The organism is Lysobacter antibioticus HS124, from assembly GCF_000336385.2.
Lineage (GTDB): Bacteria > Pseudomonadota > Gammaproteobacteria > Xanthomonadales > Xanthomonadaceae > Lysobacter > Lysobacter firmicutimachus.
The window spans coordinates 38,671-48,986 of sequence record NZ_HG424562.1 but is presented as its reverse complement, the minus strand read 5'-3'; the positions used below and the strand labels follow the sequence as shown (position 1 = coordinate 48,986).

Below are 10,316 nucleotides of genomic sequence, written 5' to 3'. Positions count from 1 at the left end.
CCCGAGAGCGCCGCAGCCGCATCCAGGGCCACGCTCGCCGGGTCGTAGTACTTGAAATACTGGTACTGCAGGGCCAGCGATTCGATCAGGATCTCGTTGCTGCCGGCATTGATGCCCGCAATCTCCAGGCGCTTGGGAACGGCTCCGGTCACATACCAGTTGTAGAGGGGCAGATGCTCCTCGTCGAGCAGCGAGATCATCAGGTTGACGGGCTTGTACTCGAACTGCTCCATGGCCTTGCGCGCCCAGTGCAGCACCCCGGACCCCATGAACTTGCCGCGCTTGAGCGTCAGTTCGCCGAACTGCAGGCTCTTGGGCAACTGGTGGGCGTAGCGGTTCTCGCCTCCTTCGGGCCAGCTCTCGAATTCCGTGCTCACGCTGAGGCCCGACACCTCTTGCCAGCGCGTGTCGTAAGGGAACTGCGGCAGCAGCTCGAAGACCACCAGGAAATGGAATCCCGGATGCGGGTAGCTCAGGTCCATGGATCAGCCGTTCGCCATGGTCAGGCCCTCATGGGCCAGCACCAGCGTCTCGATCGCGCTCTCGTTGCCCGAGGAGTTCAGATCGGTGGATGTCACTTTCGTCGGCCACGCGTTCTTCACCTTCCAGATCACGACCGGGTCGTGGTTCTCGTTGAGCAGGCTGATGGTGATGTCGCGGCGCTCGATAGTGTTGAGCGACACCGAGTCCCACCAGGCGTAGAACTCGTTGTCGTTCGCGAAGATGCCGCGCTTGAGCGTGAGGTCGCCGAAGGTCTGCATGCCGGGCATGCGGATCTTGTGATACTCCGGGCTCGCGCCATCGCGGTATTCGATCTTCTCCGTGGTCACTTCCAAGCCGGTGACCTCGGTGAAGCCGATGCGGGTGCCACCCCACTCCACCTCGAAGTGGAATTTCGGCAACGGATACTCAGCCATGTTCTCGTCTCCCTGCAGAAGTTAAGAGGTCTGCATCTTGTGCGCGAAGCGCAGCACGATGAATTCGGCCGGCCGGACGACCGCCATGCCGACCTCCACGATCATCCTTCCCTCCAGGATGTCCTGGGCCGTCATGGTCTCGCCCAATCCGATCTTCACGAAGAACGCCTTCTGCGGAACCGAACCGGCGAGCGCGCCCTGCCGCCACTGCACCGTCAGGAAGTTCTCGACCATGGCGCGAACCCGCACCCAGGTGCCGCGGTCGTTGGGCTCGAACACGAAGACCTCGGTGGCCTTCTTGATCGATTCCTCGGCCATGTTGAAGAATCGGCGCACGGGCACGTAGCGCCATTCGTTGTCGTTGCCGGCCAGGGTCCGGGCGCCCCAGACCAACGAGCCCTTGCCCGTGAAGGTGCGGATGGCATTGATGCTCTTGCCCGTGCTGGTGACGTTCAGATCCTCCTGCGCTTTGTCGTTGATCTTCACCGCCACGCCGCTGATGTCGGCCACCGACACGTTCGCCGGCGCCTTCCACACGCCTCGCGTGCGGTCCACGGCCGAGTAGACGCCGGCCACCGCGCCCGAGGGCGGCTGCAGGGTCATGACGCCGTTGACCTGCTCGAGGATGTTGGCGAACACGGGATGCCTCTCGAACAGCCGGTTCTGCGCCTCGTCGGCCAGAAACTCCACGCTGGCGAAGATCGCAAGCACCGCGGCGGCCGGCCGCTCGAACAGCCCGCGCAGCGCCGAGGCCGCATTCAGCGCCGTGGCCCGCACGGTGGCGCCACCGAACGCGTCGGCACTGGCGGCGATGGCGCCCGCATTGGCGTTGGGTGCGATCCAGGGCGAACCGTTCAGAGCGGCGTAGTCGCCCTCGACCTCGGCGATCCCGCGCGTACCGGAGATCGATCCCATGACGTCCGCGTTCTTTTCGTAGGCGATCAGCGCCGAGATGCCGGCCGCGAGCTCGGAGTCGTTGCTCAGGTCGGTCACGGCGAGATTGACCGATGCAGGCAGCGACGGCGCCGCAGTCTGCAGTGCGCGCAGCGCCAGCGCCACGGCACGGACCAGGAGCACCAGGTTGGCGAAGCGCTGGCGCACCGTGGCGGCCGCAGTGGCGGCGTCCGTCTGCCGCAGCAGATCGAGGAGCCTGGCATAGTGTTGGCTGAGTTGTCCGAAGTTCGCGCGCGTGAGCGTGAGCGGGTTCGGTCCGGCCATGGCGGAGACGTTCACCGTGCCCACGACGGTGGTCGCGGCGGTATCGGCCGAGCGCGTCGCGGTGACGAGGCCGTCGATCGTCGTGTCGCCAGTCAACGTGTTGATGGTCCCCGCGGGAATGGCCGCCAGCGCCGGGGTGACCAGGTTGAGTTGGCGGAAGTCCACGTCCGGCCGGTAGATGGTCCGGACCCAGGGGTAGTAGGCGGCTCCGTACCGCAGGGACGACGTGCCCACGTTCTGGCGGAAGTTGCCGACCGGGTCCAGCGCCAAGGACACCGGCTGGTCGCCCTGCACCAGGTCCATGATGACGAAGCGGTCCTGCAGCTTCTCGCACTGGGCCAACGCCGCAACCTGCAGCGATCCCATCTCAGCGGCGCTCAGCGAGACGCCGTCGGGGAACACGAGCAGCGTCGGGTCGTCCACGGCCTCTACGCGCGACAGCCCGCCGAGCAGGCCGGCGGGCGTGGTGGTATTGCCGAGCGCCGGCGCATCCGCGTACGACCCCACGGAAACGACATAGCACGGGCCTCCGCCGTTGGCGTAGAAATGCCGCAGGGCGGTGGCCAGGTAGTAGCGTCGCTCGACGTCGGCCGCGTTGCGCGGCGACACCGCGCCAACCAGGTTGCCGGCGGCGGTGTCCACCACGACCCGATAAGCGGCGGGCGTGTATTCGCCGCCGTATGATTGCTGGTAGTCGAGCAACGAGCGGATGCGCGTGGGTACGAAGCGAAGATCCTCGCCCGCGGCGCTCTGCGCGCGCTCGCTGTAGCCGATGAATACCGGCACGGCGGTTTCCACCGCCACGACGGAGGGCGCCAGCGTGGAGATCTCCTCCACGTGTACACCTGGTGTCTTGTACGGCATGGGTCAGGCCTCCTGCATCTTGTGCGAGAAACGCAGCACCACGAACTCGGCAGGCCTGACCACCGCCATGCCGATCTCGACGTTCATGCGCCCTTCGAGGATGTCCTGCGCCGTCATGGTGGAGCCCAGGCCCACGTTCACGTAGAACGCGTCGCCCGGTTTGGCGCCGGCCAGCGCGCCTTCGCGCCACTGGATGACCAGGAAGTTCTCGATCATCGCCTTGACCTTGGCCCAGGTGCCCGCGTCGTTCGGCTCGAACACGAACGGCTCTGTGGCCTTGCGGGTCGACTCTTCGACCATGTTGAAGAAACGCCGCACGGACACGTAGCGCCATTCGTTGTCGTTGCCGGCCAGCGTACGCGCGCCCCAGACCAGGAAGCCCTTGCCGCTGAACAAGCGCAAAGCGTTGATCGCCTTGCCGCTGGGCTCCACGTTCATGATGTCGTTGAGGTCCTGATCGATGCGCACGCTCAGATCGATCACCGACGCCAGGCTCTGGTTGGCCGGCGACTTCCACACGCCGCGCGTACGGTCCACGGTGGCATAGATGCCAGCCATCGCGGCGGCGGGCGGCAAGGTGACCGTGAAACGAGCCAGCTCGTTGCGCGCGTTGCCGTAGATCAACGGGCTGGAATTGGGCGCGCCGCCCTTGAGCGCGGCCAGGGTCATGCCGTTGTGCGGGCTGGGCCGGTCCACGGTTCCATCGTCGTTCCGGCGCGCGACCTGCGTGACCGTGATGCTGGACTCGTCCCAGTTCCAGGCCATGGTGGTCCGGATATGCGGGTGGTAAGCCGCGCCGTACTTCAGGTTGCTCGTGCCGATGCCGTTGCGGAAGGCGGCGATGCCCTCGCTGCCCGGCTGGTTGCCGTCCCACAGATCGCAGATCAGGAAGCGGTCCCCCAGCGTGGCGCACTGGTTCAGGGCCTGCACCAGCACCGAGTGATAGGCGGCGCGCGTGGCGGCGAGGTTGGCGGCGACCTCGGCGGGGTTGGCGCCGGGCGCGGGCCGCATCCCGCTCAGGTCGGGAAAGACGATCAGCGTGGGCTCGTCTTCGCGCGCCAATGCCTCCAGCCCCGCCACATGCGCGTCCACGATGTCGTTGACCACGGCGCTGGCGGCATAGGTGCCTACGCTCACCACGTAACAGCGGCCGCCGCCATTGTCGTAGAAGTGCCTCAGCGCGTAGCCCAGGCGAAACCGCGCATTCGGTCCCTGCCCCGGGTCGGCGGCGGGCGCGGCCACCCGGCCCTCCTCGTCCAGCGAGATGGCAAACCCTCCGATGACCGGGGGCAGGCCGAAGATCTCCTGGAACTCGAGCAGCGAATTCACCGCCACCGGACGGTTCAGGAGGTTGTTGCCCTTGTACTGGGCGTTGCGCGTGTAGCCGAAGAACGCGGGGATCGCGGTTTCGACCGGCACCACGGACGGAGGAAACTTCGACTCCTCCACGATGTACACGCCTGGAGTTCTCAGATTCAGAGCCATGGGTTACGGTCCTACGGTCAGGTTCGGCAGATGGGTTTCGGAGAACCATTCGGCGTTTTCTCGCCGCATGCGCTCGACGTCGGGCGCTGGGAGCAGGATCTCTTCGGAGGCCGGGGTCGCCACGACGTTGGCCTGGAGGAGAGATCCCGGGCCGAAGCGCGACAACGGACGTGCGGCGGCCGTCACGAGCACGCGCTGATCCAAGCCTTCATGGGCGACGTCCGCTCCCGCGCCGACCGCCTGCGGCGCGGGAAAGATGTAGCGCCAACGGGTCGCGCGATTGAGGAAGCGCAGCGCATACCGCGGGGAGCGCAACGCGCCGGCCCCGTCGAGCAGCGCATAGTCCGCGGTGCCGGACCGGATCTCGATCACGCCGAAGGCGCCGGTCGAGCGCGCGTCGGCAGCGACGAAGATCGACCGGGACTGGCCTGGAACCGCGGTCTGGGTGTCGTCCAGGACTTCCAGTCGGTAGGTCCCGGAAGGCATCGTGCGCAAATCGACCTGCACCCGGCTCAGCGTGCCCTGCTCTGCCGCAAACGGCTGCTCGGAAACCGGAGCCGCTGCGCCGGCCCGGGTAATGCGCACGATGGTGCTCGACAAGGCGGCTGCAGCGATGTCGAGCGTCGCGAACGCAAACTCGACGCCCATCGCGTCCGTGGCGGAGGCGTACTGGTTGCCGAGCAGCTCCAGGGGCTGCCACTCCGCCGCATTCGCCAGATTCGTCCCCGGCGCGTTCACGAGCGCGCGGTAGACGCGGTTTGCGGCGAGGACGATCGCTCCGGATTGGTAAGTCTCGCCGGCGCTGAACGTGTCGGCCGGGATACGCCGCCAGTCCGCCGCGACCGGCGTTGCGGCCGGCCCGGTGTCCCGCAGCGCCAGGAAGAGGTCGAACGTCGAGCCCGCCGCCTGGGATCTCACCTCTCCAACGAGGTATCGGCGGGTCGTATCGAATGCGGGGATCGGCCGCGAGAGATAGCTGACGCCGGCCACTCGATTCTGCGCGTCGTTGCCGAACCGGTAGAAGCTCGATGGCGGCCCGAGTTCCGTGTAGTTCGCGAACCGCGCATCGCGCAGGCGCAGCACAAACGCCAGCCTGAACCCATCGCCGGGAGCGATGATGGGGCGCGGAGGCGTCGATGCATCGGCCTGGACGACGACGATGAAACCGCTGCGCGTGCTGCGGAACAAAAGCTTGTGCCCTGCCAGAGCTGCGCGCGTAGGCGCATCGGGTTCGATTTCGAAGACGTCAGCGGTGGAGTACAAGGCCGCCAACGCGGCCCGATCCTCGTCCGGCTGCGCTTCGATCACGACCTCGCCGCGATTCACGAAGTAATCGTGGACGATATCGACCTCGAACAAAGTCCGGTAGCGGATCATTGGGTCGCATCCCGGCTCAGGACGTCGATCTCGCGGATGCGGCCGCCGCCGGCCAGCACGCGGTCGTCGGAGATCGCGACCAGGCGACCGCGATAGAGGACCGAAGCGACCTGCTTGGCGCCGAGGAACCCCCAGAGGTGATTGACCTCCTCGAACGTCGGCGACAGCAGATCCATGGTTAACGAGAACTCGGCGATGGGCACCTGCGGCAGCGCGCCCGGCGAGTTCGCCAACGTGAACTTCTGCTTGCCCTGGAAGAAGGCCAGAACCTGCGAAAGCCGGCGCAGCGCCGTGCCGTAGTTCCGGTAGTTCGCCGTGAACAGCACGAAGAGGTTCAGATGAACCGGACGGTTGCGATACGCGATATCCGATGGGCCCACGGTCGCGAACGACCTGCCGTTCTTGAGCGTGCGCTCTTCCTCGAGGTTCACCAAAGTCAGCACGATGTGGTTCTCGAGCTCGCTCGCCACCTCCGGGCGCTCCAACTGCGCGACGTTGCCCCAGACGGCCTGCACCGGCGCGCCGGGCGCACCACCGTCCGCTTGCGCGACGTAGTCGTTGAGCTGCTTGAGCAGCAATGTCATGGCCTCGACCATCATCTGCCGTCCTCCCGATGACGAACGGCAGAGGCAACCAACGATGCGGCCGTGTTCATGAAGCCGCGCGCACCGCCCGTGGTCTCCTCGACGGGGACGCCTGGATGGCGCGGTGTGGCTTGCATGGCGATCTCCTTGGCCATTGCGGGGTCCGTCGATCAGTTCGGCTGTTGCGGAGGCCCGGCGCGACTGAGCGCGTACAGCACGGCGCCGCCGGGAAGACGGTCGCAGCGCAGCTGGCCCCGCTCGATCAGTTGTTTCAAGGCCTGCTCGATGCGGTGGCGTTGGGTTTCATAGCGTTGCTGCGGCAACCACCAGCTCACGATGCCGTCGAGCGTGTCGGCGGCATCGGGATGCTGCGCCAGATAGGCCAACACCGCGTCCTCTACTTCACCCCCGGCGTGTCGCTCCAGGCTTTCCTTAGGTCCCATGCGTCACCTCCGCGTCAGCTTGATTCAAGCAAATGTCGTACCAACGCCGGGAAAGCGAGAAAGGGCTCTATTCCGGGCGTTGCGCGTCGAGCCGGGAGGCGGCCGGGTCATGTTTGACCCGGTTTTCAAGCGCGGCGGGTCAGTCAACACCCATCTTCGGCGGGCGAGAAATCGCGTGCCGGGCGGCGCCGGCTTCGATCCCGGAGAAGGGCGCTCCGGTCGAACCGTCGCACATGGAGGGGCGCTCAGGGAGATGAAGCAGGCCCTGCGCTAGCGGAGCGCGGTCGCCTCGATGCCGTGCTTCTTCAGCAACTTGCCCAGCTGCCTCCGCTCCGTGCCGGACAGGCGCGCTGCGGCACTGATGTTGCCCGCGGTTCGCGCCATCAGGTCCAACAGGAAGGATCGCTCGAACGCGCACATGGCGTTGCGTTTCGCGGAAACAAAGTGCAGGTCGGCGCCGGCCATGGACACGCCGGCAAGCGTGGCCGGCGCAAGATCGGCCGCAGGCGCGATGAAGTCGTGGAGGATGGAGGCGCCTATCGTCGCGCCTTCGGTCCCCAGATACGCCCGTAATACCACGTTCTCCAGCTCGCGCACATTGCCTGGCCAGCTGTGCGCGTCGAGCACCCGTTGCGCCTCTTCCGTCCAGCGCTTTTCCGGCCGCTCCATCCGCAGGGCCACCTGCCGCAGGAAGTGTCGGGCAAGCATCGGTATGTCGCCTTCGCGCTCCCTCAGGGGCGGCAGGCGCACGTACAGCGCGTTGAGCCGGTAGAGCAGATCGCGCCGGAACAGGCCGGCCGCCGCCTGCGCTTCCAGGCAGGCATTGGAGGCTGCGAGCACGCGGGCGGTCGACACACGCGTCGCGCCTCCGCCAACGGGGCGGTACTCGTTGTTCTCAAGGAAACGAAGCAGGGTCACTTGCGCCTTGCTGGAAAGCGAATCCACCTCGTCGAGGAACAGGGTTCCACCGCTCGCGTGTTCGATCAGCCCCGGCTGCGCGCTCCGGGCGTCGGTATAGGCGCCGCGCTCGTGCCCGAACAGCTCGTTCTCGATGAGGTTGTCGGGAAGCGCGCCGCAGTTCACGGGTACGAACGGCCGTTCGCTGCGTTCGCTGAGATAGTGGATTTCCCTGGCGGCGAGTTCCTTGCCCGTACCCGTCTCGCCCTCGATCAGCACCTGCACGTCGCAACCGGCATAGCGATGCAGCAGCGCGCGCATCTGTCCGTAAGCCTCGGACTGCCCCAGCATGGCTGAGGCGAAGCCGCTCTGGCGCGATGCGGACTGACCATCCCTAGCCATTGCGTTTCTCCACGCAATATTGACGCGGCAGTTGATCGGAGTTTATTCCCGGAAACGCTGGAACACGAAACCAACGGGGGGCCGGAAACTGTTCTTGGGCTTTCATGTTAGGGCCACCGCAATCTCCTCGGGACGTTCCGCCCTGTTAGCCGTCCGGGGCGCCGTCGGTGTTCACCTGCGTCTGCGATGCGAAGGCGATGACGGACGGCGTGGCGTTCCGGAAAAGCCGGATGTCTGCGAGCTCGTCCCGGCGGAAACGTTGCCCTTGACCAGGAGGCATCGGCGCCGCCGATCGATGGAACACCGGCGAGCGCTGCCGAGAGGATCGGGCTCCAACGCCCGCATGAGCCAGGCGCCCTGTCCGTTTCAACGGCGACGCTTCCCACGGAAGCTTTTTCCCCAGCGGTGCCGCGCGACCGTCCATGGCTGTGCGCCTCTCCGCGCGAGTCGCGCGCTCGATTGGATACTCCGGGGCAACGTCAGGCCGCCCGGCGACCGGACACGAATCCTCGTGCCGCGATGGCGCCCCGCTGTGGTCGTAGTACGCACCATCCCCGGTGGGACTGCCTTCGGCGTTTGGATGAAGCGCCCTCTCGCTGAACACTATGAGACGCCAGTGGCATCCCGGGACTGGGTGCGGACTGGCATTCCCGCATCCAGGGGCCGGTCCCGGTCAAGCGGTTCCGATGACTGCGCCCCCCAGTCGGCCGCCCAGGCTGGGGCGACGCTCGTCCCAGCGCTTGCGCTCCGGGGCAGGCCGCAGCCCCGGCCGGGCGCCGTTGTGACGGGTTGGACAAGAACAAAGGAAGGCCCATGAACGCTCAACCGCAGCGCGAAGGGACGCAAGCCGCCGTTGCCCGGGGCAACCCGGAGAGCACGAAAAACGCCAAGGACACCCACGGCGCCAGGACCGCCGGAGGCGAGATCCCGGCGATCCGGATCGAGGCGTTCCGCAACGTGGTGGTGACTTCCGTGATCATCCTGATCGTCGGCGCACTGCTGATGTCGGCCGAACCCGGCACGCTGCTCTTCAAGTTCGGCTCCGTCACTTTCGCGATCAGCGCCTCCGCGGCCGCGGGTGCGCTGATCGGATTTCTGTTCGGCATTCCCCGAGCGCTCACGGTGAAAACTGATGCGGTCCGGTCCGGTTTCACCGACAACACGAACCTCGAACAGATCAGCGACTGGCTGACCAAGATCATCGTCGGCGTGAGCCTGGTGCAGGCGCGAGAGCTGGCCGAGGGTTTCTCGGAAATCTCCCGGATGGCCGCCGTAGGCTGGGGATGGAAAGGCGGCGCCGTTATCGCGGGCTGCATCCTCCTGGCCAGCGCGCTGGTCGGGTTCCTGACGTGCTACATCTGGACCCGCACGGACTTCTCCCTTTTCCTGGAAGACAACCAAAGCAGCATTTCCGAACTCAAGCGCGCAAGGGAATTGGCGGAGCGGGAGCGCGACCAGGCGCAGGAACGGGCCCTACAAGCGGTCGAGACGCTCGAGCAGACCCTGCAGGAGCGCGACCAGGCGCAGGATCGCGCGCAGATGGTCGCATCGGAACTGGAGGAAGCGGTGGGGTTCTTGAGCAAGGCCGGTCCCGCGAGGCCGTCGGCCGACGCACTGGCGGCAAGCGCCGTGGGCGTCGGCATGGACACCCGAGCGCGTGTGGAAGAGTCCTGGAAGGGACTCTGGAACAGCGATCCGCACAAAGGCAGCTTCGGCGGACAAGCGGTCGTCGGGGGATACCAGCTCCAGGCCGAGGTGACGCAACTGACCGAGGGCGGTTCCACGTACGGCGTGAGACTGACGGTGAGTCCGCTGCCCGGAGGTCCACCGCTGAACGGGCCGGTGCGCTTCTACCTCCATCCCACGTTTGCCACGGCCGAGCACGACGTGGCGCCCGTCGACGGTGTCGCCGAACTGAAGATCGTGGCCCAGGAAGCCTTCACCGTGGGAGCGCAGACCAGCGAGGGGGTGCGCCTGGAACTGGACCTCAATGACGTCCCCGGCGTACCGGAAGGCTTCAAGGGGTGAGCGCCGGTCAGGCGGAACGAGCGGCTTGCATGCCTCCGTTCTACCGGACCGGATAACTCGTTTGCGGGCCGCCAGTCGGTCGGATGACCGTGCCCGCCCCC

10 protein-coding genes are annotated in these 10,316 nt (G+C 66.5%); 1 reads left to right on the top strand and 9 read right to left on the bottom strand.

Annotated features, from left to right (window positions below):
• The 9 genes from TX83_RS19165 to TX83_RS19130 all read right to left on the bottom strand — a co-directional run.
• On the bottom strand, nt 1-482 hold a 482-nt coding region (locus tag TX83_RS19165; RefSeq protein WP_075575268.1), incomplete at its 3' end, for a phage tail protein.
• A 3-nt stretch (nt 483-485) separates the two neighbouring features.
• Entirely contained in the window at nt 486-917 is a 432-nt protein-coding gene (locus TX83_RS19160) for a phage tail protein (protein ID WP_064749596.1), read from the bottom strand.
• A gap of 21 nt (nt 918-938) precedes the next feature.
• Nucleotides 939-2,999 (bottom strand): phage tail sheath C-terminal domain-containing protein, encoded by a 2,061-nt coding sequence (locus TX83_RS19155; RefSeq protein WP_075575267.1) that lies wholly within the window; start codon nt 2,997-2,999, stop codon nt 939-941.
• 3 nt (nt 3,000-3,002) lie between these two features.
• Nucleotides 3,003-4,484 (bottom strand): phage tail sheath family protein, encoded by a 1,482-nt coding sequence (locus TX83_RS19150; protein WP_064749594.1) that lies wholly within the window; start codon nt 4,482-4,484, stop codon nt 3,003-3,005.
• A gap of 3 nt (nt 4,485-4,487) precedes the next feature.
• Entirely contained in the window at nt 4,488-5,861 is a 1,374-nt protein-coding gene (locus tag TX83_RS19145) for a hypothetical protein (protein ID WP_064749593.1), read from the bottom strand.
• Entirely contained in the window at nt 5,858-6,460 is a 603-nt protein-coding gene (locus TX83_RS19140) for a DUF4255 domain-containing protein (protein ID WP_064749592.1), read from the bottom strand. The genes TX83_RS19145 and TX83_RS19140 overlap by 4 nt, the downstream gene beginning before the upstream one ends.
• Nucleotides 6,457-6,600, bottom strand: coding sequence for a hypothetical protein (locus TX83_RS23480; protein WP_186442651.1), 144 nt, complete (start codon nt 6,598-6,600; stop codon nt 6,457-6,459). Before TX83_RS23480 ends, TX83_RS19140 begins: the two co-directional genes overlap by 4 nt.
• Before the next feature lie 15 nt (nt 6,601-6,615).
• Complete coding sequence (locus TX83_RS19135) at nt 6,616-6,888, bottom strand: hypothetical protein (protein WP_064749591.1); 273 nt, start codon at nt 6,886-6,888, stop codon at nt 6,616-6,618.
• Between the two features lie 270 nt (nt 6,889-7,158).
• The gene (locus tag TX83_RS19130) at nt 7,159-8,136 is read right to left on the bottom strand and encodes a sigma 54-interacting transcriptional regulator (protein ID WP_064749590.1); all 978 of its coding nucleotides are present in this window, start codon (nt 8,134-8,136) and stop codon (nt 7,159-7,161) included.
• A gap of 864 nt (nt 8,137-9,000) precedes the next feature.
• Between TX83_RS19130 and TX83_RS19125 the strand changes: the two genes are divergently transcribed.
• Nucleotides 9,001-10,215 (top strand): pYEATS domain-containing protein, encoded by a 1,215-nt coding sequence (locus tag TX83_RS19125; protein WP_064749589.1) that lies wholly within the window; start codon nt 9,001-9,003, stop codon nt 10,213-10,215.
• Nucleotides 10,216-10,316 lie beyond the last annotated feature (101 nt).

What these genes read in the sequence shown, in the direction of transcription:
- TX83_RS19160 (WP_064749596.1), bottom strand. Translation starts at nt 917, where the DNA reads ATGGCTGAGTATCCGTTGCCGAAATTCCACTTCGAGGTGGAGTGGGGT.
- TX83_RS19135 (WP_064749591.1), bottom strand. Translation starts at nt 6,888, where the DNA reads ATGGGACCTAAGGAAAGCCTGGAGCGACACGCCGGGGGTGAAGTAGAG.
- TX83_RS23480 (WP_186442651.1), bottom strand. Translation starts at nt 6,600, where the DNA reads ATGGCCAAGGAGATCGCCATGCAAGCCACACCGCGCCATCCAGGCGTC.
- TX83_RS19140 (WP_064749592.1), bottom strand. Translation starts at nt 6,460, where the DNA reads ATGATGGTCGAGGCCATGACATTGCTGCTCAAGCAGCTCAACGACTAC.
- TX83_RS19130 (WP_064749590.1), bottom strand. Translation starts at nt 8,136, where the DNA reads ATGCTGGGGCAGTCCGAGGCTTACGGACAGATGCGCGCGCTGCTGCAT.
- TX83_RS19145 (WP_064749593.1), bottom strand. Translation starts at nt 5,861, where the DNA reads ATGATCCGCTACCGGACTTTGTTCGAGGTCGATATCGTCCACGATTAC.
- TX83_RS19155 (WP_075575267.1), bottom strand. Translation starts at nt 2,999, where the DNA reads ATGCCGTACAAGACACCAGGTGTACACGTGGAGGAGATCTCCACGCTG.
- TX83_RS19150 (WP_064749594.1), bottom strand. Translation starts at nt 4,484, where the DNA reads ATGGCTCTGAATCTGAGAACTCCAGGCGTGTACATCGTGGAGGAGTCG.
- TX83_RS19125 (WP_064749589.1), top strand. Translation starts at nt 9,001, where the DNA reads ATGAACGCTCAACCGCAGCGCGAAGGGACGCAAGCCGCCGTTGCCCGG.